Origin of the sequence: Synechococcus sp. MU1642 (genome assembly GCF_020514115.1) — a bacterium.
Taxonomy (GTDB): Bacteria; Cyanobacteriota; Cyanobacteriia; order PCC-6307; family Cyanobiaceae; genus Parasynechococcus.
Genome location: NZ_VTKZ01000015.1, coordinates 13,333 through 38,624, shown reverse-complemented (window position 1 = coordinate 38,624; position 25,292 = coordinate 13,333). Strand labels below are relative to the sequence as shown.

The following is a 25,292-nucleotide window of genomic DNA, read 5'->3' as shown; positions in this document are numbered from 1 at the left end:
AAGGCGGCAGGGAATGCCGCCAGAAAAAAGGGGACGAACGCGTCGAAGGTGCTGGACTCGCCAGCAGCACCACCCTCTTCAGGCAATCAGGGGTGCCGTGGGCGTCGTTTACGAACTGCCAAAAAAAAGAGGGGTCCCACCCCCTCTCAGTACGACGCATCGTCCCCTCACCGAAGGGAACGAATCGAAGATGACGGAAGAAATACCTACGGGTCGTCGCCGTCACAACAAAAAGTCCCTGGTGTGAGGCAACCAAGAAAAAGCAGAGGTCCCACCCTCTGCCTGTGTTCGACGCATTCACCCCCTTACAGAGGGTTGACCGAATACTCGCTATCCACGCATATGCCGCCATCCGTAGAAGCGCGCATTTGAAAGGGGGGTGCGGGACCCCCCTGAAGGTCGCTGAGACCTGGTTACTGATTCATCGGTCTCTGACCTCATCCATGTTCTAAGGCGGGTCAGAGCACCAGGGCATGAGCGGAACTACCGCTTAGTTGCCGCCGTTGCAGAAGCGGACTGCTGCTGAGTTGGTCTTGCCCTCAGCGATGACCTCTTGGACGCAACCGTTAAACGCTTTGCTCTCCTGCTTAACGGCACAGAGACCAAGAGCGATTGCTGCCAAGGAAATGGCGGAAACAACGGTGGAAGAGATTTGGACGACGCCATAGGCGAGCATCGCTTTGTTCTTCCCGCCGCACTTGTTGGAGGTTTCCTTGCTGGAGTTCTCTTCGGTCATGGATAAAAAATGACTGAGGGAACGCTATGGACGCTGAATATGCCTTGAGGGCACATTTCTGATGGGATAACCGCCCTGCAATTTCCACCAATACATCCACCAACACCACGTCGAGAAACGGTGAGATCTAGTGAAACCTCCTGGGACATTTCAATCATGCAGATCGATTCCTACGCAGTCATTTACAGAAGCGCTGGGACTGTCTGAGATCTGCTGAGATCTACTGGGAAACGGAGAGGGTGTTCGCAGATTTGAGGTCCGGATAGGACTTCCTGGGACTGTTAGGGACGTATTTCTGAAATCGACCAGCATTTCCACCAACACATCTGCTGGGACCTTCTGGGACCCCAAAAAAAAGACCCCTGGGATCTCATCCCCAGAGGTCTGGTGATCTCTTCCCTGTGACCTCCTCAGAGTGCTCCAGGTGTTCTCCCGTGAGGAGTAGGAGAACCGTCAGAAGAGGTGGTGAGGACCGTTCATGGTTCGGTTGCCAGCAGGCAATAAAAAAGGCGGCAGGGAATGCCGCCAGAAAAAAGGGGACGAACGCGTCGAAGGTGCTGGACTCGCCAGCAGCACCACCCTCTTCAGGCAATCAGGGGTGCCGTGGGCGTCGTTTACGAACTGCCAAAAAAAGAGGGGTCCCACCCCCTCTCAGTTCGACGCATTTGCCCCTTCACCGAAGAAGCATCCGAAGGATTACGCGAGGTTCACCTACTGGTCGTCGCGGTTACGACCAAACGACTACTGGGGTCAGCAACCCAAGAAAAAGCAGAGGTCCCACCCTCTGCTCTATTCGACGCATTCATCCCTTTACGGATGATGCCCTTTTATGTTCGCCCCGTAACAAACCCGCCGCCATCGGTAGAACCGCTCATCAGCGACTTCTGGTGCGGACCACTACGACACCTCTGCTGCGACCAGAGGCATCACAGGGGAACACCTCAAACAAACCCTTATGGAGTTCGCCCTGCTTGCGTTGTTCACTTGTTCGCTGGCGTCAGTCGTCGCAACGGTTTTCCACGGGAACTACTGATGAGGACGCCTTCCCGTCAGTTCATCTAGGACACAAAAAAGACCTGGGTTCCCGTGCCCCAGGTCCCTTGTTCTTACGACCACCACACACACCCTCCTCCTGGAAGAACAACCCGACTAGGGAGCAAATAGGGAGGTTCCGCAGGGCACAAAAAAGGAGGGGGTGATGACGGCACCTCCTCCAAATCCAACCCTCCTCTGTGCGTAAGAGGAGATGCGGGAGTTTTGGGTGGATCAGGCGTAATGAGTATCCGTAGAACCACCTGACTTCCTCAACGGCAGCAGGGGCACAAAAAAAGGAGCGGTATCCCTATCGCTCCTTCGGAAACTGAAAGTGCCGCTGGGCGGGACGACGCCAAGCGATCACCACCTTCACCGATGAGGAGGGACTTCCGTGACCGCTACGCACAAAAAACACCCCGCAGGTGCCTGACCTAGCGAGGTATCTCCTCGTTCAGAGTTCTTAGCACTCGCCCTAAGTATTCCTGCTTACAAGTAGCAGAGGTTCAGGGTTCAGCAGTTGCTCCCCAAGCAGGCGTCTTCAGTTGCTTCCACCCCTGGGTCTGAAGAGAACGCCACAACTGTTCTGCTGCGTCCTTGCGTAGGTAACGCCTCTCCTTCAGCAGCGGTTCCTCTCCAGGAAGTAGTCGTCCTCTGTCCAGGAAAACCTTCGTATCCCGAACCCACGCAGTCTCATCACGCCAGAAACGCCATATCCAACGGTCGTCGCCATCTATCAACCATCCCTCTCTCATAACGCCACCTCCGGGCACCAACCCATATCCGCTTCCCTGCGGACCATCCAGTTGCGGCACCTCTTGGTGAGGTGTTCGCCGTGAGGGACCTGGCGGCGTTGAAGACCGCACGTCAACAACGTGTGGCAGTTCTGGTCGCACACATAGGAAAAGTGCTGGCACGTCATACAGACGCACGAAGACCTGGTCCGCTTCAGACCATCCACAAAGTCCCATTCCTCTTCCGACATCGAACCCTCCTCGTGAGTAGTTCATATGTTCTACTCCCAGTCAGGCGGGTTGGGTCAAGAGGGAAATCCGAAGAAAGTGCTGCCGGTGGCGCCGAACGATGAGTGACAACAAGATGAGGACGGGCAAAGTCCAGTCGTCGTGCGAACTTTCCGAGAAACACTCTTCCACTCACTGAACTCTGAGGATGAGCAGGGGAGGGCGACTAACGCCGTCAAGGCGATAGGTCTGCTGATTGCCTTGTCAATCGGTTTGGCGGTCATGGCGACAGAACCTGTTGTCCGATCGTCGCTGGGAGATTTACTCGTAAAACTTGATATTGCAGTCGCAATCATCTTCCTGATCGAATACATCTTGCGACTCTGGGTTTCTCCACTTAGGGACGGAGCGAGGAGAGGCATTCGAGGTGCCTGGGACTACGCCATTACGCCTCTGGCAATCCTGGATCTAATTGCAATCGCTCCAACCATCCTTGGTTTTATTACTCCGGAACTCTATTTGCTTAGGATTATTCGCTTGGCACGAATAGGAAGGGTCGGTCGCTCAAAACGCTTTCGTCAAAGCATCAAGCATTTCAATAAAGCAATCACCGCCAAGAAAGAAGCACTTCAGATTTCCGCTATTTACTCGGGCGTTGTCATCACTATTAGCAGCATATTGATGTTCTTAGTTGAAGGTGGAGTCCAGAAGGGGCAGTTCGGTTCAATACCCAGATGCCTTTGGTGGTCTGTTGTTACGGTGACAACAGTTGGATATGGCGATACTTATCCCATAACAGCACTTGGGAAACTTGTGGCAGCATTAACCGCTATATGCGGGATTGCTGTGATCGCCATTCCTATCGGAATTATTTCGGCAGGTTTCACCGAATCTCTTGGATCTACGAACTCTACAGAAGATCCTTAAGCGCCTGCAAAGCGTTGAAGAAATCTTCCGACGCCCTGGCGTTACTGAACATATATTTTTCGTATATTCCCGACGCAGACTTGAAAGTAATCTCGCCGTATTCCATTACTGGGAACTGCCGATTTTCTGCAAAACGCTTGTCTCTACTACCGTCCTTATTCGATTTCTCCCAGACCTCTCCAACTCGCTTGCTATCAGAAGGCGTTGTGTCCGTCTCGATAAATCGGGTTGCCTCGAAATTGACTTCTAGTTCTGAAATATCGAGGATGCCCATACGGGATGGAGATTCAAACATCACGAAGAATCCCGGATACACATATATGTCTGCTCCGTTCCGATTCAGAAAGACCAGGGGAGTTTCAGAAGAAGTGATGCCTGGAAGGTCCTTGCGTAGGCACTTTGTGATCGACCGCTCAACGCTCATCGAAGCAGCGGAGCGAGATTGAACCCGATCGACATCACTCCCTGAGGTGACATCCCAGATGCAGGAGCAACGGGTGAGTGCATCGAAGGTGCCTTGAACCTTTTGATAGGCAGAACTGCAATCAGCATCCATCTCCACCGCGAGCGAAACCGCAGATGCCGCGATGGATTCCGTCACCTCTTTAAGAGCATCCTGTCGCCCCTTGATTCCTGCCTGGATGCTCCTTTTGAGGGAGGGCACGAAGCAGTAGATCAGGCAGACCTTGGACAGGACCTCCCCAAGACGCAGGAGAGACAGGGAACCCTTGATCGACTCAGCATCACGGGTCAGTTCTTGCTTTTGCCGATTTGCATCTATGACTGCCTGCTGGAGTCCTTGAAGTCCATCGCTGGTGACCTCAAGAGGGTCGGCACTAATGAAGGAGTAATCAGGTGCCGCGACTTCAAATGCTTCATCAGGAGCGAACTCCTGATCGGTGCCTTCATCTCGCGCACTACCGCCATAGTCACCAACCTTTTGCCTGCTGTAGATGCCCGTTCCAGGAAGACCAAGGTTCCGATAAACGCCATCTGACCTGAATGTCAGGGAGGCACCCCTGACACCCGTATTGGCGCTGATGCCGCTCTTGCTGAGGTTGATGTAGACGCCAGGAATGACCTTGATGCGCTTACGGAATGCCCACGCCATCAATCAGAGGTTCAACCTTGACCAAGTGTGCAGTCATTTCAGGGGTGTCGAAACTTTCGCTTTCCGACATGGCAATTGCCAAACCGCCACAACTGGTTTCTGGGCATGTCGGAAATCCATGCCGAAATGCACTATAGTTTCGGCAGAGATTCGGCATGGCACTCATGGCGACCTGGGGGTATTGGAGGACCAGCACCAGCGAGCAGGACAGCGAACGCCAGGAGCAATCGCTGAGGGAAGCAGGTTGCGAGCGGATCTACGGGGACCAGATCGCCGGCACCTCTGCTTATGGCGAAAGACCTGAACTGAGCAAATGCCTGGATGGTCTCCGTGATGGCGACACGCTGGTGATCCATGAACTGGACCGCCTAGGTCGCTCCATGGTGGAAATGCTGGTGGAGGTGAACGCTCTGATTGAACGAGGCGTTGCCATCAAGACGCTCGACGGTCGACTGGATACAGCGTCGATGCCAGAGGAACTGGTGAAGTTGGTGGTTGGCGTGATGGGTTACGCCGCCGAGATGGAACTGAAATCCATCAAGAAGAGAACTGCTGAAGGCAGAGAGGTTGCCAAGTCCCGTGGGGTCAAATTCGGTCGGAAACGCTCCTACACGCCACAGCAGGCAGCAGCGGTGATGGAGATGCGTCAGAGAGGTGATGGTTACGGGACCATCTCCTCCGCTATGGGCATGACCACATCCATGGTCCGTCGGATCATCCAGCAGCAGCAGGAAGTTGCCTGATGCTGCACAGAACCCTCCTCGTTGCCCTTCTGCTCTTTATTCCTGCACCTGCCATGTCTTGCACCTGGAAATGGGAGATCACCCTTTATTCAGGAGGAAAAACCTGGAAGGAGGAAATCGTTGCCAGCAACCGCCAGGACGCTGAAAGGGCAGCGATGGCAAGGAACCCTCATGCACGCGTGATTGCTAGGAACCCTGTTTGCCGCTAATCACCTGGTGATTCGTTGCAGGGTGACGTTCAAGTACTGACCGCTGTTATTCATGCCAAGGCATGAGAAGGCAAACGTGAACTTGGTTTCCAGTACCTCAGGAAGCATGGTGTGCCCTTTCCTCCAAGCGTCGTAAAGGTTGCAGAGGGGGCGCTGGTTCCGGGCAACAAGAAACCGCTTGAAGGTGGCGTGAGGCGTTGGGTCAGAAAGACGGTGCTCTAGGTATTGCCGGTAAAAGTCCTGCAACTGCTGGAACTGAATCCAGTCAAATTCGTTGGAATGACTCCTTCTCATAATCCAATTCTCTAATAATTGATGCTTTTATTTTCAGGCAGTTGCTAACTGCTGATTCAATCATAAGGGAACTAAATTAAATCGTCAATCAAATACTTGCTTGACACATTATCAATAATCAAATAGAATTACTTTGCCAGGGTTGATAAGGAGATTAGAGACTCTTTAATACTCAATTGTTTCCGATCCTTAACATTAGACGTTAGTGAAACTCATTTCAGACATAACTAGTTTGTCTAGTTTGATCTGAGGGGTGCGCCTAAATACACTCCAAAGGGATATAACAACAACAGAGTCAGTCCCCGAAGGGGACAATCCACGAAGTGGATTCATTTTTAACATCAAAATAAATCATACTGTCTTCTTCATCTAAGAGATCAATCTATCAAAAAACCAGTTGCAGCAACCAAAGTGCTAAATAATTGAGACTCCATACACGCGCCAAATACCACCACAATAAGCACTATTATGATAGCAAATACACCAAGATTCAATATGACTTACAGCAAGCACGAAGCACCTGTAGTGATTCCTATTGAATATGAACTGATGAAGCAGTTAGGAATTGACAGAAGTTCTCTGCACAAGATGGCAATCAAAGAGTTTTACAACCGCCGTCAGCAATCAACGCTGAACCTGATTTGAGGCAGATATGGCAAAGACCATCAAGATCTCAGATGTCCATTACCAGATGCTTATCGATGTAGGCAAATGCTGGAGGATGAAACCAGATGAGTTGGTGGGGGAACTAATTAAGGAGGCATACTCAAGCAAGAGAAAGAAGAAATGAAAGGAGCACTAAATCGAAGAGTCTCAAGGACCTCCAGAGGTAACCAAATCCAAGAGCAATAACGAATCCATATCCTCAAAAAAATTCCGCTCCAAAAATTTCGTTCCGGAAATTTCGTTCCGGAAAGGTTAAGTGGTCAGGACTCTTCCACAACCAGTTCTTCCTTCTTCTCCAACTCATCCTTGAAGAAACCAAGTTTTTCCATGTTCAGCAAGTTGTTCAATCTGTAGTAAGTGGACTCGATTTCAGATTGGGAGTTTCCAACGTTGTCAGCAATCTGCCTGATGTTCATATCTTTAAGAATCAGAGCATGCGTAATGTGAGTTGAGCGCAAGGAATGCAGGGTGTAATCCTTCTTCTGGTAAAACTCTAAATGCTTAAAGATAGAATCTAGTTTTTGCCTAACGGTTTCATCCGTGGGTGGTGTCATATCAACTTTGGCATGCCAAGAGAAATCAATATCATGCTCAGTCAACCACTGGTAAGTTTTATCTGCTCCTGCTGGTGCCTTGATCAAATAACCAAATGGATTTGCCATTAATGGGGTATCCATTTTTGGTGGAAACTCCAGCATCTCAATCTTGGTTTTACATGCTCTCCACCTTTCCAAAGTCCCTTCTTCTACTTTTTTATTGTGCTGTTCAATTTGTTGATTGCGAAGTTTAATGCCTACATTCAGGTGATACTTCACGGAATTCAACCAGTTGCCATTCATTATTGTTGTTCTCTTACCAGTCTTAGTGTTTGATGGCACCTGTACTATACCCCATCGAACCTTTCCATTTCTCCGGACAACATCAATATCAGCAAGAGTAAGTGCCCTAGTTTCATGGCACCTAAATCCACCGTGATACATGAAAAACAACCAGTTCTTATACCAGCGCCTCTTCCACTTCCTAACTGAATCCGACTCACCGCTCTCCCAATCAATAATAGTTTTCTTTATTTGCTCCCATTCATCAGGCATGTATGCAGGATTGGAGTCTTCTCTATGATCCTTCTTGTCCCTCAGTTTTTCTATCTTTTTCCATACACGAAATTCTAGTAATTCATTCTGAACACACCATGCCAAAAGTTCGTTGAGCGTGGTGATATCGCTATTGATGGTTGACACAGCAAGTCCTTTAGATGCTGTGCTCCACTTTCCTTTTGTCTTTACCTGACGATAGTAAGTTGCATATTTGATAAAAGTATCTTTACCGATATCACCAACGAGTTTGATTCCAATCTCTTTTACATAAGGCAAGATACGTTGATAGATGCGTTGTTCGTAAGTTGCTACCGTCCCAGAAGTTATCTGTCCGATTTCCGCCTGCTCAACTTTATAACGTAAAAAGTTTTCGCATGCAGTAGTAAAGAGATGTTTTTTTGATCTCTTCTTTGCTGGTGTATTTACTGCCTTTGTATAAACGTCAAGCGCTTTGTCATGTGCAACCTTTATATCCGTAGTCTGCAAAGAGATATTTGAGTATTTGCGATTACCAATCGGAATCCGCAAATACAGATACTCACGATCTGCATAGGCGCAAATGTATGCACGCCCATTAAGAGTTGGTTCCTTGGAATGGAGTTTGGGCATCCCGAGTGTCCAACACCTTGTCCAGCAGAGGGGCAAGATGAGTTGCTGGAGCAAAGTTTAGTTCTCCTGCAACCTCGTGTCCAACATGCCGTCTAACTAAAAAACCCAGTCTAGGACTGGGTCATGAAGATGTCCGTGGTCGCCAAAACCGTCTCCGAGAGGGCAGATCAGGGGAGTTTACGAGTCAGCAGAGGCAAGCCGATCAGGCTTCCTCAATCGACTGCACAACGCCATCTTTCACAACGATGGCAACCTGCATCTTCTGCACCAGGTTGTCGCCGACCTTCAGCTCACAGCTGCTCTCCAGCTGACCCTGCTCGACGATCTGGTCCATCTCCAGCTCACGCACCTGGGCCTGCTGCTGAAGCAGGTTGCGCTTCTGCTCCTCCAGCTCGGCACGCTTGGCCGCCACCTGCTGTTGGATCTGCGCCACCTGATCCTGAACCCGGGGATCAAGGGGATTGGCGCTCTGACGACGCACCTGGTCCACCACGTCCTGACCTTCCTGTTCCAACTGAGCCAGCTGTTGGTCAGCGGTGGCAATGCCATTGCTGAGTTCGCGCTCTGCTTCCTCTTTCCAAGTGGGTGTCACCACGGCGCGGACTGTGATCGGACGCTTGATCGTCAGGGAAGTGCCGTCGGACATGGGTTCATGGAAGACGGCCAAAGCGTGTCAGCCCTTTCACGTGGGGTCAATCACCGGGAAACCGACCGCTCCACAAGCCTCTTCAGCAGCGCCGCGTTCAACGTCCATAAAGGGCATCGATCAAGTGGTTATCGCGGCTGGTGATGCGATCACGGCGCTGCTTCAAGGTCTGGGTCAGGAGTCCGTTCTCAATGCTGAAGGGATCCACGAGCACCACCCCGGCCAGCCGTTCATCCCCACGGGAAGCAGACCGCTGCTTGAGCAAGCGGTTGCATTCGCGCATCAACAAGCGGAGCAGGGCCGGATCACCGGGTTGGCCGCCCAGGTCCTGCGCCAAGTTGACCCCGGCTTCAGCCGCCCAGGCCACGATTGCCTCCGCCCGGGGAACGATCAGACCACCGAGCTGGCGTTCGTCCTGGCCCACCAGCATCACCTGCTCGATTAGGGGACTGGCCACCAGGGCTTCCTCCAGGGGGCCGGGCTCGATGTTCTCGCCACTGCTCAGCACAATCGTGTCTTTGGCGCGGCCGGTGAGGGCCACGGAACCATCCGGCAGGAGCATGCCGAGATCGCCGGTGTCAAACCATCCCGCGGCATCGAGAACCTTGGCGCTGGCCTCGGGTTTGCCGAGGTAGCCCGCCATCACTTGAGGCCCCCGCACCATCACCCGCCCCCGTTGCCGGAAGCCCAGGGGCTGGCCGTTGTCGGGGTCGACGATCCGGAATTCGGTCTCGGGCATAGGCAGGCCGGAGCTGCCGCGGATGTTGCGCCAAGGCCTGCGGCAGCTCACCACAGGGCTGGTTTCCGTGAGGCCGTAGCCCACCAGCAGTTCAATCCCAACGGCCTCAAAGAAGGCATCGATGTGCGGCGCGATGGCACCACCACCGCTGATGGGATAGGCGAGCTGACCACCACTGAGCTGGCGACGCAGCTTCGGCCAGATCAAGGTCGATGCCAGGGCATGCAGGGGCCAGCGCAGGGCAGCGGAGCCACAGGCACGAAGCCGACCGGAGGCCAATACCGGATCCAGCAGGAGGTTGCGCGCCGTACGCACGGCTTTGCGCTGGGCAGCACTGTTGGCCAAGGCCGCCCGCAGCAGGCGCTGCCGGGACGGGGGGAAAGTCTTGAGCACATCCTCAAATCCAGCCTGAACCGCCTCCCACAGCCGCGGCACGGTGGCCATCGCGATCGGCCGGACCCGCGGCAGATCCTTCTTCAGTTGCTTAATCGTTGTGTAGGTCTGCGTGCAGCCGCAGGAGAGGAAGTAGTAGCTGGCACTGCGCTCGTAGGCATGCCAGATCGGCAGCACACTGAGAACCGGAGCACCGGGCTCGGGATAGGCGACACAGGCCAGCGAGCTCATCTGATGCAGCAGGTTGGCGTGGGTCAACGGGACCCCTTTGGGTTGCCCGGTTGTGCCCGATGTGTACAGAACAGTGGCCACGGCGTCTCGCCCCCCCGCCGGGCAAACGGGATCAAGCCCGGCAGCTGATGCCAGAAACGCCTCCCAGCCGATGCTGCCCTCGGCAGGCTCCCCTTCCAGCTGAAGCACAAAGCGCAGCTGAGCCCGTTGGTCTGGGGGAAGGGCCAGACGATGCCATGCCTCAGCGTTCTGCACCACTAGGGCCGTCGCCTGGCAGTCCATGAGGATGTAACGCAGCTCCTCTACAGGGGCAGAGGCTCCGCGCACGGCATCAGCGGCACCGGCACGCATCAGCCCCTGATCCGCCACGAGCCAGCGGGGGCTGTTCTCGGCAAACAGAGCCACCACATCGCCATCGTTCACGCCATGGTGACGAAAGGCGGCGGCAGCAGTAGCGATCCGCTCAGCCAGTTCGCCGAAATTGAAGCGTTCGGGATGCGCCGCATGGGGCGCATCGACGGCGGCAATCAGCCCGTAGCGGTCGGCGAGCCAGGGCCACACCGCATCGACCCTCGACAACCTCTGAACATGGGCATGACGCTGCAAAGCGTCCGTTTCGCGGGTTATGGGGCTCCAGCTGGCCGTCATCCGAGGCAGGGGTTGAAACAGCTCAGGTCTATCTCGCTTCCTCCTCCCAGACCAGACCGAAACGATGGGCCAGGGCTTGCCGCAGCAGCGGCTGCACCTCAGCCGACGTCAGTCCTGGCAACCAGTCGGCAAGCCGCCCGACCGCGCGACCGCTGAGACCACAGGGGGTGACCTGCTCAAACCCCTGCATCGAACAATCGACGTTCAGGGCCAGGCCGTGCTGAGTGATCCAGCGGCGACAGCCCACACCGATGGCGGCGACCTTGCGGTTGTCCAACCAGAGGCCGGTCAACCCCGGCAGACGCTGACCCTCCAAGCCCAACTCCGCCATAACATCCAGCACTACTTGTTCCAGCTGGCGCAGATACCAGTGCAAATCAGGATTACGGCGCCGAAGGTCCAACACCGGGTAGGCCACCAGTTGGCCGGGCAAGTGATGGGTCACCTCCCCGCCACGATCAATCCGGTACAAGGGTGCTGGTGGGTCGAGGGGATCGAAATGCAGGTGCTCCTCGCTGGCACCGCGGCCGAGGGTGTAGCAGGGCTTGTGCTGCAGGATCCAAACCGCCTCCGGCGCCGATGGATCAGCCAGAAGACTGCTCTGCCAGCGCTGTTGCGCCGACCAGGCCGCATCGAATCGAACCGGATGACCGGGCTCGAAAAGAAATGCACGCTGGGGGTGGGCCGAATCGTGCGCCGTATCTAGCTTGCCGATAACAACCGGCACAGGAGCGAGGCATGAAGTTGCTGATCCATGGTCGCAACCTCGAGATCACGCCGGCGTTGCGGGATTACACCCAAACCAAATTGGAGCGGGCCACAGCGCACTTCGGTGATGCCGTTCGCGAGGCAGACGTCCATCTCTCAGTGGCCCGCAATCCCCGCGTACCTCAGCAGACCGCTGAAGTGACGGTTTTTGCCAACGGCACGGTGATCCGCGCCCAAGAACGCAGTGAAAACCTTTACTCCAGCATCGATCTGGCCGCCGGGAAACTGGCCCGCCAACTGCGCCGCTGGAAAGAACGCCACAGCGATCACCACCACAGCCACGGCCACAGCGCCAGCCACACCCCCAGCACGGATGTGGTCAACGATGCATCCCCCGTTGAAGCTTCCCTTCTGCAAGGGCGTGAGGCGGAACTGCCGAATCCGGGTGTACGACGCAAATATTTCTCCATGCCGCCCATGAGCCTGGATGAGGCGCGCCGTCAACTGGATCTGATCGACCACGATTTCTACCTGTTCCGGGAGAAGGAGAGCAATCAACTGCAGGTGATCTACCGACGCAACCACGGGGGGTATGGCGTGATTCAGGCTCGTGACTGACCTCCCAGCCCGCTATGGCTGATCCAGCCCAAGAGCTCCCCGAACTGCCTCCCCGGCTTGATCAGGCGATCCTCGACCCCCTGCTGACCCGGGACCAGCTGCAAGCCCTCTGCGATTCCGGGATGCAGGAGGGCGTGCGGGCCATCTGCACTACACCGCGTCAGTTGCCGATGCTGCGGGAACGCATCGGGACCACCGACGCAGGCCCCATCTTGGTGGCGGTCATTGGCTTTCCCTTCGGAGCAATTCCCGCTGAACTCAAGCTGGCCGAAGCGGAGTGGTGTGCCGCCCATGGCGCCCAGGAGCTCGATGTCGTGCCTGATTTCAACGCCTTGGCCAATGGCGATTCAGGCACGTTTGCCGAGGAACTCGCCGCCCTTTGTGAGCTGGGGGTTCCCCTTCGGGCCGTCCTGGACATGGCACGACTGGAAAGCGAACAACTGGAGCTGGCCGTGGAGGCCGCCATCGATGCTGGCGCTGCGGGACTGCAGACCAGCAACGGCTTCGGTCCGGCATGTCATGCAGATCAGATCCGCCAGTTGAAACAGCTGATCCGCAAACGCTGCGCCATCAAGGCGGCCGGGGGCATCCATAGCCTCAGCCATGCGGGAGAGCTTTTGTTGGCGGGGGCCGATCTGCTGGGCACCAGCAGCGCGCCGGCTCTGCTGCAGGCCCAGCGCCGCCCCGCGGCCTGAATGGCAGAACGACGCCTCACCGGACTCGCCCTCAAGGTAGGCCCCCTCGGCGAGCACGACCGCCTGCTGAGCCTGCTCAGTGATGCGGAGGGCGTTAGTCGCTTCGCCGTTCCCGGAGCACGCCGTCCCAAGAGCAGTCTGGCCGCCGCGGCCCCCCTCACCCTGCTGGAACTGCAGGTAGGAGGACGCAGTGGCCTGACCCGGGTGCGACAACTGCGGGTGCTGCGCAGTTTTTCAGGCCTCGGACAACAGCTGGAAACCCTGGCTGCGGCGCAGGCCCTGTGTGATCTGTGCCTTCAACTGGCGGCCCAGGACCCCGTGGAGGGGCTGCTTGCCACGATGCAGCTGCATCTGGAACGCCTGGAGGAGCACCGAGCCGACCCGGAGCTGGTGCTGGCCTGCACGGTCCAAGCCTGCATCCATCTGCTCACCCTGGGCGGTTATGGACTGCCGTTGCAGACCTGCTGCATCACGGGCGATCCCCTGGACCCACCGCTGGGGCAGTGGGACTGGCGCTGCAGCCTGCTGCCACAGGACGGGTTTGCGATCGATGAGCAGCCTGGGGCTGCGATCCAGCTGAATCCCTCCGAACTGGCCCTACTGCAGCGACTGACTAGGGCCGAACTGCCCCGTCGCCGGGATGGGGAGCTGATGGGCCCCCCAGCCGTATGGAGCCGACTGCTGCGGTTGGTCGAGATCTGGAGCCGGACGCATCTGAACCGACCCAGCAAAGCCCTGGCCATGCTGCGAGAGACGCTGCTGGCAGGCGCGTGAGCCATCATGGCCGCGATGCAATTGCCCCTTGAGCGGACCCAGCCTCACCACCCCTGAACCCGCTCTGCCCACCGGCAGCAATCCGGAGGGGAAGCGCGGCTTGGAAGCCGTGCTTCGCCTCAACGACTTCCGAAAACTCTGGCTGGGCCAGATCTTTTCCCAGCTGGCGGACAAGTTTTACATCGTGCTGATGGTCTTCCTGATCGATCAGCACTTGCTGCTGAGGGGGCAGGGAAGTGGCGTGCTGGCGGAAATGGCGTCGGGTTACGGCCTTGACATCAGCACGCGCACCCAGGTGATCACCCTGCTCGCCACAGGCATCTTTGTGGCGAACACCATCCCGGCCATGCTGCTGGGAACGGTGGCTGGGGTCTGGGCTGACCGCTGGCCCAAGCGTCGGGTGATGGTGGCCAGCAATGCCGTACGAGCCCTGTTGGTGGTGTTCGCACCGCTATGTCTTCTGCCAGGGCCCGTCTGGCTTGGTCTCCCCTGGGGCTACTGGGGGCTAGTGGGCATGACCTTCCTGGAGTCGATCCTGACCCAGTTTTTTGCCCCCTCGGAACAGGCCACAATTCCTGTGGTGGTGCCGGGAGAACACCTGTTGGCAGCCAACTCCCTCTACCAAGCCACCAGCATGGGGGCCACGATCCTGGGCTTCGCCCTGGGGGAACCGATTCTTCGCGCCCTGCACAGCAGCCTGGCGATCCTCGGCATCGATGGCGGCGAGTTTCTGCTGCTACCTCTCTGCTACGGCCTCGCGGCCCTCAGCCTGTCGCGCCTGAAGCTGCAGGAAGCCCCAAAGCCCGCCTCCAACACATCGGTGTGGGCGGAGATCGGCGAAGGATTGCAGGTGCTGCGCCGGGTGCCGTCGGTTCGCGGCGCCATGATTCACCTGGTGCTTCTATACAGCCTGTTGGCAGCGCTCTACGTGTTAGCGCTCCAACTGGCGGCCCTGATCGACAACCTGGGGGCTTCAGGCTTTGGTGCCCTGCTCGCGATGAGTGGTCTGGGCATGGCGATCGGAGCCGTGGTGATCGCCCAGCTGGGCCATCGGTTCAGCCGCCGCCGACTAACGGCAGCAGGCCTTGGAACCATCACCTGGACCTTGGTGCTGCTCAGCCAACTGCGGGGATCTCTGCCCTTCACCCTGAGCCTCTGCGGCATCCTCGGCATTGGAGCAGCTCTGGTAGCGATACCAGCGCAGACCACAATTCAAGAAGAGACCCCCGAAACCGAGCGCGGCAGGGTGTTCGGGCTTCAGAACAACTTGATCAACATCGCCCTGAGTCTGCCGCTGGTGCTGGCAGGCACCTTGGTGAGCAGCATCGGTCTTCAACCGGTGCTGTGGCTGCTGGCAGGGTTGGCGCTGGTGGCGGCGATGATCGAGCGACCGTGGCAACGCTGCTAACTTGCCGTTTCGCCTGAGGAGGCCCAACCCGCTTGGCGCAGATTGCGTGGCTCGGCAAGAAGGCTCCCTTCTGCGGGAATGTGTCCTACGGGATCAGCACCACGGAAGCCCTGCGAAAACGCGGGCATCAGGTGCACTTCATCCATTTCGATAATCCGCGCAGCCCAGAGCGCGACAACACATCTCTGCTGGCTAACGACCCGGACGTCAGCCTGCCCTATCTGGTCAAATCGCAGGTCTACACAATCCCTTCACCAGGAGCGCAGCGGGAGCTGCGGGAATCCCTGGAGCGGCTGCAGCCCGACCTGGTGCACGCCAGCCTCACCCTTTCGCCCCTGGATTTCCGCCTGCCGGAGCTCTGCCAGCAATTGGGCGTGCCCCTGGTCGCCACCTTTCATCCTCCCTTCGATGCAGGCCTGCGCAACCTGACGGCGGGCACCCAACAGCTCACCTACCAGCTGTATGCACCGGCCCTGGCTCGCTATGAGCGGGTGATCGTGTTTTCACAGCTTCAGGCGGATTTTCTCGAGCGCCTCGGCGTTCCAGCCGATCGTCTGACGGTGATTCCCAATGGTGTGGACACTGACCGCTGGTGCCCCACTAGCCCCGGCACCCTTTCACTGATGCATCAACAGGTTCGGCAGCGGCTGGGCCGAGAACGGATCTTCCTCTACATGGGGCGCCTGGCAACGGAGAAGAACGTTGAAGCCCTGCTGCGGGCATGGCGTCTGGTCTCACCGGAAGGCTGTCGGTTGGTGATCGTCGGCGACGGCCCGCTGCGCAACAGCCTGATGAACCAGTTCAACGAAGATCGAATCCTCTGGTGGGGCCACGAGCCGAACTTGGACACCCGGGTTGCCCTGCTCCAGTGCGCTGAGGTCTTCATCCTGCCAAGCCTTGTAGAGGGCCTGTCACTGGCCTTACTGGAGGCGATGGCCACCGGAACAGCATGCGTGGCCACCGATGCCGGTGCCGATGGCGAGGTGCTGGAGCAAGGGGCGGGAATCGTGCTGAGTACCCAGGGCGTCACCACCCAGTTACGCACGCTGCTGCCGGTGCTCAGGGACCAGCCGGTGCTAACGGCTGAACTGGGCCGCAAAGCCCGACTCCGCGCCCTGGAGCGCTACACGATTTCAAGCAACATCGACGCTCTCGAACAGCTCTATTCCGACCTGATTCAAGCCAGCACGGTCGCCGCCTGAGCCAGCCAATCAGCGCCAGTCCAATCCAGGAGCCCAGCCCAAAATCGCCGGAGTGACCGCGGCGTATTGGCTGTAATCCGGATGCAGCGCCCGTAACCCCTGCTCCTCGAAGCGGGCTTTGCCCCGCAGCACCACCGCGAGGCTGACCAAAAGCAACAGATGAAGCAGGCTGCCTGTGGCCAGCACCACTCCTGCGGAACACAGCAACACGGCCCGGTACAACGGATGCCGGCAGATGGCATATGTGCCTGTGGCGATCAACTGGTTGGACGGCTTGGGCGCCGGCAGCGGCGAAAGGCTGGCCCCAAGGCAGTGAAACGCCTCAATGGCCCTAAACAGACCAAAAGCCAACAGCAGAAAGCCCAGCCAAAACAAGTGCTTGGGCCAGATCGCCACACCGAAGCTGGCCGGAGCAGGCCAGACCGGCAGCAGATGGGCCGTGATCAGCAGGAGTTGCGCCAGCAGCCACCACTCACCCCGGCGATTGTCCAACCAGCCGCCCCAACTGAAGCCCCAATCGGAGAACATTCACTCGCTCACCACCAATGTTCGGACGTTACGGCGCTGCACCAGACCCGCGAGGGTCTGCATGTCGTCCCAGCGAATCAAGCCGACACAGCCGAGCCTGCCGCTGTTGGCATTACGGTTGACGCTGGGGTCGAGATGAATGCCTAGATGGCCTCGCCCCGTGGGGGACTGCGGTTCAATTCCGATCCAGATCCGCCCGAGCTCCCGCGGATCGGCGGGACCCAAGGGCTCTAAAGGAGCGATTGAGGCGCATCAAGATCTCCTGAAAGCCCCCCTAGTCAAGCCTGGGAAAACGCTGGGCGATGTTGCTGCCGGTGTACTGCGCCACCCATCCCTCGGGGTTGTTGAACCAACGCACGGCACAAAACCGGGGCTGAGAGCCCATGTCAAACCAATGACGGGTCCCGGCAGGGACCCGCATCAAGTCGCCCCGTTCGCACAGCACGCTGAGCACCTCGGCACCGATGTGCAGCACAAACAAACCGCACCCTTCCACAAAAAAGCGCACTTCGTCTTCGGCGTGGGTGTGCTCCTCAAGGAACTTACGGCGCAGGAGCTCACGATCAGGATGATCCGGCGTCATCCGAATCGCATCGACCGTGGCATAACCGCCATCGCCTTGAACCCGGGCAATCGCATCGGCATAGGTCTGAAGGATGGCGGACTGATCGGCCCCATCCGTCAGGCTCTGCTCAGCTGGCCATTGCTCAAAGCTGATGCCTCGGCGGCTGAGCTCCGCCTGAATCACCGCTGGATCATGGCTCTCCAGCTCGGGCACTTGCTCATCCGGAGCATGGGCTGCGGTTTCGTCTGGAAAGATGCTGAGACGACTCATCGTCTGGACCCCGGGCGCATCGACTGCTGACCATCATCGATCCCACCACGACTGGGGGTCTCACGCTGGTGGGAGTCGGCCCCGGTGATCCTTCCCTACTTACCCTGGCCGCCGTTGAAGCCATCCGCAAAGCGGATGTGGTCTCTTACCCGGTGGGCCGTCCGGGGAGCGACAGCATGGCCGCCAAAATCGCCGCCGCCTGGATCCACAGCGACCATCAGCGCCTGCCGTTGTTGTTCCCGATGGTGGAAGCCGCCGAACCGCGTCGATCCGCCTGGGGGGCAGCAGCACAGGCGCTGCAGCAGGCTGTCCGTTCCGGCCAACACGTGGCACTGCTCTGCGAAGGAGATGCGTCCGTGTTTGCGAGCTGCAGCTATGTGCTGCTGGCCCTTCGTCAGGCATGGCCCGACTGTCCCATCAGCGTGATTCCTGGCATCACCTCCTGCTCGGCAGCCGCGGCTGCCGGCCTCTGGCCCCTCGCGCTTCAGCAGGACCAACTGCTGTTGCGCCCCTGCCCCGACACCCCCGAGGAGCTGGAGAAGGTGCTGGACACCGCCGCTGCGACGGGTCAAGTTCTTGCCCTGCTGAAGCTGGGCCGGCGCTGGAGTTGGGTGCAACCCCTGCTGAAGCAGCGAGGTCTGCTGCAGCAAGCGCTGTTTGCCGAACGGGTCGGCTGGCCCAACCAGAAGATCTGCTGCGCGGATGCAGTCGCGGCCGAACCCCGCCCCTATTTCTCGCTGCTGCTGATCCGTCAGGGATGGCCGGAGGTGTTGCCCTAGGCCAGCTCTCGACTGCGTTCTGCAGCAGCGACAACCGCTTCTATCAAGGCGGAGCGCAGACCAATGCGTTCCAGCGCGCGGACGCCGGCGATCGTGGTGCCCCCTGGTGAGGTGACCATGTCCTTGAGCTGGGCAGGATGCAAATCGCGACGGTCCAGCAGCTCAGCCGTTCCAGCCAGAGTGCGATGGCTCAGCCGCAAGGCCAGGTCTCTGGGAAGACCGGCTGCAACAGCTCCATCAGCCATGGCTTCCGCCACCAGGGCCACAAAGGCAGGGCCCGATGAAGTGAGGGCCAGGAAGGCATCAAGCTTGGCTTCCGTCAGCTCCAGCACTTCGCCCACATCAGCGAACAGCTGCCGCACCTGGTCCCGTTGCCCTTCGTCGATCCCTTCCCCCCAGGCCAGAGCTGTCAAGCCCGCTCCCACAAGCGCAGGGGTATTGGGCACCGCTCGCACACAGCGATGACCGGGAAACAAATGCTGCAAACGCGCCAGAGACACCCCCGCCAACACGGAGATCAGCAGCGGTTGACCCGCAACAGGTGCCGCAGCTGCTGCAACGGCATCAAGTTGCTGCGGCTTCACCGCAAGCAGCTGAACAGGGGCCGTCCAGACCTGCTGAGCGGAAGGATCATCAGCGGCAACCAAACCGATGCCCGCCGGCAAGGCCCCACACCGTTGATCAATCGAGCCAGATCCTCCAACGACCGCGAACAGCTGGTCGGCAGAAATCCGTCCGCGCTCCAAAAGAGGAGTAACAAGGGCCTGAGCCATGCGACCCAGGCCGATAACACCGAAAGCGGGCTGCACGGGGAGCTTCAGAGTGCAGCCGCTCCCCAGGCGGGGGTGGGTGCGCTGGCGGATTCGTCGACATCCGCCACATCAGCCTCACGGCTCACCACTGTTGGAGCTGAGGCTTCGTCTTGACCGGTGTTAGTCACTGTGACGCAGCTGGGGGCGAACAGGAAGATGCTCTCGCCGACGCGCTCTTGATGTCCATCGATCGCGAAGGTGCCACCAGCCACAAAATCAACAGCACGCTGCGCCTGGTCGGGCTCCATCATCGTGAGATTGAGGATGACGGTCTTACGTTCCCGCAAAGCTTGAATGGCCCGAGGCATTTCATCAAAGCTGCGGGGCTCCATCACATTCACCTCGGACGCAGCATTGCTGATGCCGGGCATGCCGATCACGTTGGATCCAGGCAGATCACCACCGAGATCAAACGGGTTGGAGTCACCAATGGGTGCTAACGCACCTCCGTCAGCCTGCAGGGCGCGCTGATCCTGGTCGTCTTGCTCGTCGTCGTAAGCGAAATCATCCAATTCGCCATCGAGATAGTCATCGCCAGCGACGACGGCACGGAGACGGGAGATCAGCGACACCTTGGGATTCCTCTCGGTCTGAATGAGGTTCGAAAACCATGTCCCTGGATACCGTTTTCGCTGCGGCGGGGCAAGTCAATTCGCAGCGTCTGTTGACACCAATCTCGGGCCGAACAGTGCCGAACCGATCCTGAGCCAGGTACTGCCCGCTTCCACCGCCTCTTTCCAATCCGTGCTCATCCCCATCGAGCACTCCTCCAAAGCAAGCTGATCGGCCAAGGCACGGCAGTCAGAAAACAAGTCCTTGCGCTGCTCTGCAGCCATATCGAGCGGCGCCATGGTCATCAGACCCGAGATCCGTAACCCCGGCAGAGCCTGAAGGTCTGACCAAATGGCGCTTAGTTCATCGGCCGACAGCCCCCCCTTGCTGGGATCTGGGCGCAGTTTCACCTGCAGCAGAACGTCAGGCTGACGAGCCTCCTCCACAGCGATGCGCGACACCCGTTCGGCCAGCGACAGGGAATCCACCGAGTGAATGACATCGAAGGCTTTCACCACCGGCCGCACTTTGTTGCTTTGCAGGCGACCGATGAAATGCCAGCGCAAGTTCAGATCGATCAGCTCCTCTTGCTTCGGCAGAGCCTCCTGAACGCGGCTTTCCCCGAAATCAAACTGACCAAGTTCAGCCACGCAACGCACAGCAGCTGCTGGGTGCCCTTTGCTGACGGCCAGGAGTCTGGCGGAGGAAGGACGGTCGAGATTGAGCGCCTGCCACCGCGCAGCGAGTGAATCGGTCAAGGGTTCAGATGAACGTCTGATCGAACAGCTGAGTCCAGGAGTCCAGATCCTCTGCCCCATTCCGCCTGCAGCGGCCCAGGTGCACCTCAGCGTGGTGACGCGCGTCTCCGTAGGGAATCACCTCGAATTGGGCGCCACGGGGCTGGAGCGTCACCAGGAAGAACATGCGCTGGGCGTACAGCGTGGCGTAGACGTCACGACCTTCTCCAGCCGGAGCCACCCGATAGAGCATCCCGAAGGTGGGGTGATTCAGATATCGCTCGGACGCCATGCCCTAATCGATAGTCATAGACCACCGTACTGACCCCGAAGCCCGATCACCAACACCAGAGCGATCATCGCCAGGCCATTCAGCAAGGGAGCAGGCCGATCGGGAGGCATACGGAAGTACGAAGGGCCAAGAATTCGACCACCACGGGCGACTAGAGCATCAGCTCCCTGCTCAGCCCTCAGAAGGATGTTGGCGAGCAGCCGCTCTCCGACGGCCAGCACCAAACCGAAACCGGCCTTGAACCCCAACTGGCGCAGGTTGACGGCACGGCTGGCGAGGGAGCGGAGCAGATTCTGGAGCTCCTCCTGAACCAGAGGCAGAAAACGAAGCGCCAGCAGCAGTTGAAACCCCAGCCGCTCCACCGGACACCCCAACCACTTCAACGGAGCCAGGCACCAACTGAGGGCCCAGACCAGATCCTCTGGAGGGGTCGTGATCAGCATCAGATTGACGCTGTGAATCACGGAAAAGATCAAGGTCGACGTTCGCAGCCCCAGCACCGCCGAGGCCCGATCCACCACCAAAGGGCCCAGCTGGAGCCCACCCAACTGCAGGGGACCGAGACGCAGAAGGTCCCAGGCGGGGCCTTCCGTCTCGAGCCCCGGGAGCTCGGCCGGATTGCGCAGAGGAAAGGCCGCAGGGGGATCCACAGCAGGCAACAACATCGACAACAGGCCCACCACAAATGCCAAGGCCGTCAACAACAGAACAGACCGCCACCACAGCGAGCGGGCCAGACCACTGCCGAGGGTGATTAGCACCAGAGCCACTACCAGGCCAACGCGCCAGAGAGGTCCTGCCAGTACTGGCGTGAGCAGAAACACAAGGGACCAGGCCAGCTTCAGCCGCGGGTCCAAGCGCCGAAGCCAACCGGTGGAGCCATCGACGTATTGCCCTATGGGGACCTGGCGCAACCAGTCCATGGCTCAGCCTTTGCGACTCTGCTGACGGGCGAGGTCGCGCTCGGCATCACGCTGCTGCTTGCCTCGCCAGAACAGGCGCAGCGGGCTGCCATCAAAGCCGAGACCCTCGCGGATCTGGCGCTCGACATAGCGCCGATAGGTCTCTCCGAACAATTTGGGGTCGTTGACAAACAGAGTGAAGCTGGGGGGCCGACTTGCCACCTGGGTGCCGTAGTACAGCTTTCCTTGGCGGCCACCACGGGTGGTGGGGGGACTGCGCCAACTCAGCGCTTCCTTCAGCACCTCGTTCACAACGGACGTCGTAACGCGGCGGCGGTGCTGCTCAACGGCCAAGGCGGCCAAAGCAAAGATGCTCTCCACCCGCTGGCCCGTGAGCGCCGAGGTGAACAGCATCGGGGCCCAATCAAGGAAATAGAGCTTGGAGCGCAGCTCCTTTTCCATCGCCGTCATGGTGTGGCTGTCTTTTTCCACGGCGTCCCATTTGTTAACGACCACCACGCAGGCACGGCCGTCCTCTTCAATGCGGCCTGCCAGGCGCTGATCCTGCTCGGTCACCCCATCGAGGGCATCGATTACTAGAACACAGACATCACTGCGTTCAATGGCCTTGAAACTGCGGTTGATGCCAAAGAATTCCGGGCCATAGTTGACGCTGCGACGCCTGCGGATGCCCGCCGTGTCCACCAGGCGCCAAGGACGATTCTCACGAGTAATGCTGGTGTCAATCGTGTCGCGAGTGGTGCCTCGGATCGGGCTGACAATCGCCCGCTGCTCACCGCAGATGGCATTCAGAAGACTTGATTTCCCAACATTTGGCCGGCCGATGATGGCCATCTGAATCGGCTCCTCCTCATCACCCTCCTGATCCTTCGGAGGCAAAAAGGTGAGCACCTGATCCAGCAATTCTCCGGTGCCGGCTCCGTGGATGGCCGAGATCGGATGGGGTTCACCCAGGCCCAGACCCCAGAATTCGCCAGCCATCGCCAGGCCTTGTTCCGGCGACTCGCACTTGTTCACCGCCAGAAGCTTGGGACAGCGGTGACTGCGCAGAAATTCAGCGATGGATTCGTCAGCGGCCGTTAGCCCCTGCTGACCATCCACGATCACCAGAGCCACACTGGCTTCCTCGAGCGCAAGAGCCGCCTGCTCCCGGATCTCCGGCAGGAACTCACTGTCGTCGTCGAACACCAGCCCACCGGTGTCAACGACCTTGAATTCGCGATCGCCCCAATAACCATCCTGGTAGGTGCGATCACGCGTCACACCAGGCTGATCGTGAACGATGGCTTCGCGGCTGCGGCACAACCGGTTCACCAAGGTCGACTTACCGACATTGGGGCGTCCGATGATTGCGACGACTGGACGCGCCAAGGGTTTGCTCAGGACAATCTTTCACCCTACAGAGAAGCCATAAACCCACTTCAGACCCAAAATTCTTTCAGAGCAAGACAAATAAAACTCAATTGAGACGGCTAGGGCAGGTTCAGTGTGGTCCCTCGCCATGCTCGAGCTCGTCGCCAGTTTTGTGGTCGACCTTCCCGACCAACGCCTGACCGTTTACAACAGCGACCAGGCAGTTGTCCGTGTGATTCCGATCAGCACCGGCAAGGCCTCAACGCCAACACCGATCTTCGACAGCAAGGTCTAACGAAGTACCGCTCCACAACGATGTATGGACGCACCTACACCGTTTCAGGGGTGCCGTTCACGATGTGCGTCAGTGCGAACGAGGCCATCTGCCAGCACGCCGCCCCCTCGCAGGAGAACGCAGGGCAACCCTTCGGCGTGCCCCGCAACCATGGCTATGTACGCATGCCGATGAACCACGCCCGTTGGTTGTTCCACAACACCCCGAAAGGCACACCCATCACGATTCGGGCCTGAGTCAGCCCACCGGAAGATCACCGGGATGCCCCTTCACCGGATCGGCAGGAGGTGGAAGCTCCGGGCCCAAGGGCCCCTGCTCCGGCAGGGGTTCTCCCAGTCCTGCCAGCCAGGCCAGCAACCAGTTCACCGCCGTGGCTCGCCGGGTGCGGCGGGGATACAACTCACCGATCCGGTAACCCGCGAAGTTGAGCTGTTGCTTGAGCAGTTGCTTGTGTTCTTTGGGAACCGAGCGGGTCAGACGAACCGACGCGGGTCGCTCAGCAATCAACTCGGGAGCCTGGGGGAAGGCTTCGGCCCACTCAGAGGGTGTATCGGGGCCGGCGCACCACTGCGGTTCAGCAGGCCGATAGCCCAAACGTTCCCAGATCCTTTCGCAGACAAAGCGATCGCTGCAGCGGTCCTCGAGGATCTGCAACAGCAACGAACGACTGAGCGGCCAGGTCATGTCGATTGCGTTGTGCAGCATAGACCCATGATTGCTTTATCCCCACTGCAGCTTCCCGGCAACGGAACCGCGCGTCAGCTGCGCTGCCGCGTGTTGCAATCACCGCTGGCAGGGGTAAGCGATCGGGTGTTTCGCGGCCTGGTTCGACGTTGGGCGCCTGATGCCTTGCTATTCACCGAAATGGTGAATGCCACCAGCCTCGAGATGGGGCATGGTCTCAGCAAAGTGGAGTCGCTCAACGAGGAATCCGGCCCCATCGGCGTCCAACTCTTCGACCATCGCCCCCAGGCCATGGCCGATGCGGCACGACGGGCTGAAGCCAGTGGTGCCTTTCTAATCGACATCAACATGGGCTGCCCTGTGCGGAAGATTGCCCGCAAAGGGGGCGGTTCCGGGTTAATCCGTGATCCCGAGCTGGCGGTTCAGATCATGGAAGCCGTGGCATCTGCTGTGGCAGTGCCAGTCACTGTGAAGACACGTCTGGGATGGTGTGGGAGTGATGCGGATCCCGTGCACTGGTGCCAACAGCTGGAACAAGCAGGGGCACAACTGCTCACGCTGCATGGACGCACCCGCGAGCAGGGCTTCAAGGGCGCTGCGGACTGGACCGCGATCACCAGAGTCCGAGAAGCTCTCAGGATCCCCCTAATCGCGAACGGCGACATCCACACCCCCGACGATGCCCTGCGCTGCCTGAATCAGACTGGTGCAGCAGGCGTGATGGTGGGCCGAGGCACCATGGGAGCCCCTTGGCTGGTGGGACAGATCGACGCCGCATTGGCCGGTCGTGCGATCCCCTCCACGCCCAACCCTTCAGCACGACTTGCGCTGGCCCGCGATCAACTTGACGGTCTGGTGAAGGATCGCGGCGAACATGGGCTGCTGATCGCCCGAAAACACATGAGCTGGACCTGCACGGGCTTCCCTGGGTCGTCGCGCCTGCGTCATGAGCTGATGCGAGCCCCCACACCCGCTCAGGCCAGGGAGCTGCTAACTCAGCAAATCGACGCCCTTGCCGCGTCCGCCGCATAACAAGTGCAGACCACTCCACAGAGGA

31 protein-coding genes are annotated in these 25,292 nt (G+C 58.6%); 13 read left to right on the top strand and 18 right to left on the bottom strand.

What is annotated here, in order from left to right; genetic code table 11:
* On the top strand, nucleotides 1–194 hold a 194-nt coding region (locus FZZ85_RS11230), incomplete at its 5' end, for a hypothetical protein (RefSeq protein ID WP_226415271.1).
* Nucleotides 195–490: 296 nt separating this feature from the next.
* Here FZZ85_RS11230 and FZZ85_RS11225 read toward each other — a convergent pair.
* Complete coding sequence (locus FZZ85_RS11225) at nucleotides 491–736, bottom strand: hypothetical protein (RefSeq protein ID WP_226415269.1); 246 nt, start codon at nucleotides 734–736, stop codon at nucleotides 491–493.
* Nucleotides 737–2,274: 1,538 nt separating this feature from the next.
* The gene (locus tag FZZ85_RS11220) at nucleotides 2,275–2,523 is read right to left on the bottom strand and encodes a DUF1651 domain-containing protein (protein WP_226415276.1); all 249 of its coding nucleotides are present in this window, start codon (nucleotides 2,521–2,523) and stop codon (nucleotides 2,275–2,277) included.
* 369 nt (nucleotides 2,524–2,892) lie between these two features.
* Here FZZ85_RS11220 and FZZ85_RS11215 point away from each other — a divergent pair, with 369 nt between their 5' ends.
* Nucleotides 2,893–3,657 carry an ion transporter gene (locus tag FZZ85_RS11215; protein WP_370631190.1) on the top strand — a complete coding sequence of 255 codons (765 nt, stop codon included), beginning with the start codon at nucleotides 2,893–2,895 and terminating at the stop codon, nucleotides 3,655–3,657.
* Here FZZ85_RS11215 and FZZ85_RS11210 read toward each other — a convergent pair.
* A complete protein-coding gene (locus FZZ85_RS11210) occupies nucleotides 3,641–4,768 on the bottom strand; it encodes a DUF4236 domain-containing protein (protein WP_226415267.1) in 1,128 nt (375 codons plus the stop codon). The two genes, FZZ85_RS11215 and FZZ85_RS11210, sit on opposite strands and share 17 nt — an antisense overlap.
* A 155-nt stretch (nucleotides 4,769–4,923) precedes the next feature.
* Here FZZ85_RS11210 and FZZ85_RS11205 point away from each other — a divergent pair, with 155 nt between their 5' ends.
* Nucleotides 4,924–5,511: a recombinase family protein gene (locus FZZ85_RS11205; RefSeq protein ID WP_226415265.1), complete on the top strand. Its 588-nt coding sequence runs from the start codon at nucleotides 4,924–4,926 to the stop codon at nucleotides 5,509–5,511.
* Between the two features lie 209 nt (nucleotides 5,512–5,720).
* Here the strand turns inward: FZZ85_RS11205 and FZZ85_RS11200 are convergent, their stop codons facing one another.
* Entirely contained in the window at nucleotides 5,721–6,014 is a 294-nt protein-coding gene (locus tag FZZ85_RS11200) for a hypothetical protein (RefSeq protein WP_226415263.1), read from the bottom strand.
* Between the two features lie 495 nt (nucleotides 6,015–6,509).
* On the opposite strand from FZZ85_RS11200, the gene FZZ85_RS11195 reads away from it, so the two are divergent.
* Nucleotides 6,510–6,659 carry a hypothetical protein gene (locus FZZ85_RS11195; RefSeq protein ID WP_226415261.1) on the top strand — a complete coding sequence of 50 codons (150 nt, stop codon included), beginning with the start codon at nucleotides 6,510–6,512 and terminating at the stop codon, nucleotides 6,657–6,659.
* Nucleotides 6,660–6,940: 281 nt separating this feature from the next.
* Here FZZ85_RS11195 and FZZ85_RS11190 read toward each other — a convergent pair whose 3' ends face one another.
* From FZZ85_RS11190 to lipB, 4 genes are all read right to left on the bottom strand, one after another.
* Complete coding sequence (locus FZZ85_RS11190; RefSeq protein ID WP_226415259.1) at nucleotides 6,941–8,383, bottom strand: tyrosine-type recombinase/integrase; 1,443 nt, start codon at nucleotides 8,381–8,383, stop codon at nucleotides 6,941–6,943.
* Nucleotides 8,384–8,585: 202 nt separating this feature from the next.
* Nucleotides 8,586–9,029, bottom strand: coding sequence for a YlqD family protein (locus FZZ85_RS11185; protein WP_114989554.1), 444 nt, complete (start codon nucleotides 9,027–9,029; stop codon nucleotides 8,586–8,588).
* A gap of 97 nt (nucleotides 9,030–9,126) precedes the next feature.
* Nucleotides 9,127–11,040: an AMP-binding protein gene (locus FZZ85_RS11180; RefSeq protein ID WP_226415257.1), complete on the bottom strand. Its 1,914-nt coding sequence runs from the start codon at nucleotides 11,038–11,040 to the stop codon at nucleotides 9,127–9,129.
* Nucleotides 11,041–11,068: 28 nt separating this feature from the next.
* Nucleotides 11,069–11,767 (bottom strand): lipoyl(octanoyl) transferase LipB, encoded by a 699-nt coding sequence (gene lipB, locus FZZ85_RS11175; RefSeq protein WP_226415255.1) that lies wholly within the window; start codon nucleotides 11,765–11,767, stop codon nucleotides 11,069–11,071.
* 11 nt (nucleotides 11,768–11,778) lie between these two features.
* On the opposite strand from lipB, the gene hpf reads away from it, so the two are divergent.
* From hpf to FZZ85_RS11150, 5 genes are read left to right on the top strand one after another with little or no spacing between them, the layout of a single operon-like run.
* Nucleotides 11,779–12,366, top strand: coding sequence for a ribosome hibernation-promoting factor, HPF/YfiA family (hpf, locus tag FZZ85_RS11170; RefSeq protein ID WP_226415253.1), 588 nt, complete (start codon nucleotides 11,779–11,781; stop codon nucleotides 12,364–12,366).
* Nucleotides 12,367–12,380: 14 nt separating this feature from the next.
* The gene (gene deoC, locus FZZ85_RS11165; RefSeq protein WP_226415251.1) at nucleotides 12,381–13,061 is read left to right on the top strand and encodes a deoxyribose-phosphate aldolase; all 681 of its coding nucleotides are present in this window, start codon (nucleotides 12,381–12,383) and stop codon (nucleotides 13,059–13,061) included.
* Nucleotides 13,062–13,835, top strand: coding sequence for a DNA repair protein RecO (recO, locus tag FZZ85_RS11160; protein WP_226415248.1), 774 nt, complete (start codon nucleotides 13,062–13,064; stop codon nucleotides 13,833–13,835).
* 28 nt (nucleotides 13,836–13,863) lie between these two features.
* Entirely contained in the window at nucleotides 13,864–15,243 is a 1,380-nt protein-coding gene (locus FZZ85_RS11155) for an MFS transporter (protein ID WP_226415246.1), read from the top strand.
* A 32-nt stretch (nucleotides 15,244–15,275) separates the two neighbouring features.
* Nucleotides 15,276–16,445: a glycosyltransferase family 4 protein gene (locus FZZ85_RS11150; protein WP_226415243.1), complete on the top strand. Its 1,170-nt coding sequence runs from the start codon at nucleotides 15,276–15,278 to the stop codon at nucleotides 16,443–16,445.
* 9 nt (nucleotides 16,446–16,454) lie between these two features.
* Here FZZ85_RS11150 and FZZ85_RS11145 read toward each other — a convergent pair whose 3' ends face one another.
* From FZZ85_RS11145 to FZZ85_RS11135, 3 genes are read right to left on the bottom strand one after another with little or no spacing between them, the layout of a single operon-like run.
* Nucleotides 16,455–16,973, bottom strand: a complete 519-nt coding sequence (locus tag FZZ85_RS11145) for an isoprenylcysteine carboxylmethyltransferase family protein (RefSeq protein WP_226415240.1) — start codon at nucleotides 16,971–16,973, stop codon at nucleotides 16,455–16,457.
* On the bottom strand, nucleotides 16,974–17,198 hold the full coding sequence (locus FZZ85_RS11140) for a hypothetical protein (RefSeq protein ID WP_226415237.1): 225 nt from the start codon (nucleotides 17,196–17,198) through the stop codon (nucleotides 16,974–16,976). It lies immediately after the preceding gene.
* A 49-nt stretch (nucleotides 17,199–17,247) separates the two neighbouring features.
* Entirely contained in the window at nucleotides 17,248–17,808 is a 561-nt protein-coding gene (locus FZZ85_RS11135; protein WP_226415234.1) for an acireductone dioxygenase, read from the bottom strand.
* 68 nt (nucleotides 17,809–17,876) lie between these two features.
* Between FZZ85_RS11135 and cobI the strand changes: the two genes are divergently transcribed.
* Nucleotides 17,877–18,587 (top strand): precorrin-2 C(20)-methyltransferase, encoded by a 711-nt coding sequence (gene cobI / locus FZZ85_RS11130; protein ID WP_226415232.1) that lies wholly within the window; start codon nucleotides 17,877–17,879, stop codon nucleotides 18,585–18,587.
* Here cobI and proC read toward each other — a convergent pair.
* The 6 genes from proC to der all read right to left on the bottom strand — a co-directional run bounded on the left by proC (nucleotide 18,584) and on the right by der (nucleotide 23,274).
* A complete protein-coding gene (gene proC / locus FZZ85_RS11125; RefSeq protein ID WP_226415229.1) occupies nucleotides 18,584–19,396 on the bottom strand; it encodes a pyrroline-5-carboxylate reductase in 813 nt (270 codons plus the stop codon). The two genes, cobI and proC, sit on opposite strands and share 4 nt — an antisense overlap.
* A gap of 8 nt (nucleotides 19,397–19,404) precedes the next feature.
* Nucleotides 19,405–19,971: a cell division protein SepF gene (locus tag FZZ85_RS11120; protein WP_226415226.1), complete on the bottom strand. Its 567-nt coding sequence runs from the start codon at nucleotides 19,969–19,971 to the stop codon at nucleotides 19,405–19,407.
* Nucleotides 19,972–20,046: 75 nt separating this feature from the next.
* Nucleotides 20,047–20,709: a YggS family pyridoxal phosphate-dependent enzyme gene (locus FZZ85_RS11115; RefSeq protein WP_226415224.1), complete on the bottom strand. Its 663-nt coding sequence runs from the start codon at nucleotides 20,707–20,709 to the stop codon at nucleotides 20,047–20,049.
* A gap of 4 nt (nucleotides 20,710–20,713) precedes the next feature.
* Nucleotides 20,714–20,980, bottom strand: a complete 267-nt coding sequence (locus tag FZZ85_RS11110; RefSeq protein WP_226415221.1) for a PipX family protein — start codon at nucleotides 20,978–20,980, stop codon at nucleotides 20,714–20,716.
* A gap of 14 nt (nucleotides 20,981–20,994) precedes the next feature.
* A complete protein-coding gene (locus tag FZZ85_RS11105; RefSeq protein WP_226415219.1) occupies nucleotides 20,995–21,903 on the bottom strand; it encodes an energy-coupling factor transporter transmembrane protein EcfT in 909 nt (302 codons plus the stop codon).
* A gap of 3 nt (nucleotides 21,904–21,906) precedes the next feature.
* Nucleotides 21,907–23,274, bottom strand: coding sequence for a ribosome biogenesis GTPase Der (gene der, locus FZZ85_RS11100; protein WP_226415217.1), 1,368 nt, complete (start codon nucleotides 23,272–23,274; stop codon nucleotides 21,907–21,909).
* A 130-nt stretch (nucleotides 23,275–23,404) separates the two neighbouring features.
* On the opposite strand from der, the gene FZZ85_RS12225 reads away from it, so the two are divergent.
* Together FZZ85_RS12225 and FZZ85_RS12220 are read left to right on the top strand one after the other, a co-directional pair.
* Complete coding sequence (locus FZZ85_RS12225; protein WP_370631189.1) at nucleotides 23,405–23,551, top strand: L,D-transpeptidase; 147 nt, start codon at nucleotides 23,405–23,407, stop codon at nucleotides 23,549–23,551.
* Between the two features lie 20 nt (nucleotides 23,552–23,571).
* Nucleotides 23,572–23,787, top strand: coding sequence for a L,D-transpeptidase family protein (locus FZZ85_RS12220; protein WP_370631188.1), 216 nt, complete (start codon nucleotides 23,572–23,574; stop codon nucleotides 23,785–23,787).
* A 1-nt stretch (nucleotide 23,788) separates the two neighbouring features.
* On the opposite strand, the gene FZZ85_RS11090 is transcribed toward FZZ85_RS12220, so the two are convergent.
* Entirely contained in the window at nucleotides 23,789–24,256 is a 468-nt protein-coding gene (locus FZZ85_RS11090) for a DUF1823 family protein (protein WP_226415215.1), read from the bottom strand.
* Nucleotides 24,257–24,262: 6 nt separating this feature from the next.
* Between FZZ85_RS11090 and dusB the strand changes: the two genes are divergently transcribed.
* Nucleotides 24,263–25,267 carry a tRNA dihydrouridine synthase DusB gene (dusB, locus tag FZZ85_RS11085; protein WP_226415213.1) on the top strand — a complete coding sequence of 335 codons (1,005 nt, stop codon included), beginning with the start codon at nucleotides 24,263–24,265 and terminating at the stop codon, nucleotides 25,265–25,267.
* The last annotated feature ends 25 nt before the right edge of the window (nucleotides 25,268–25,292 follow it).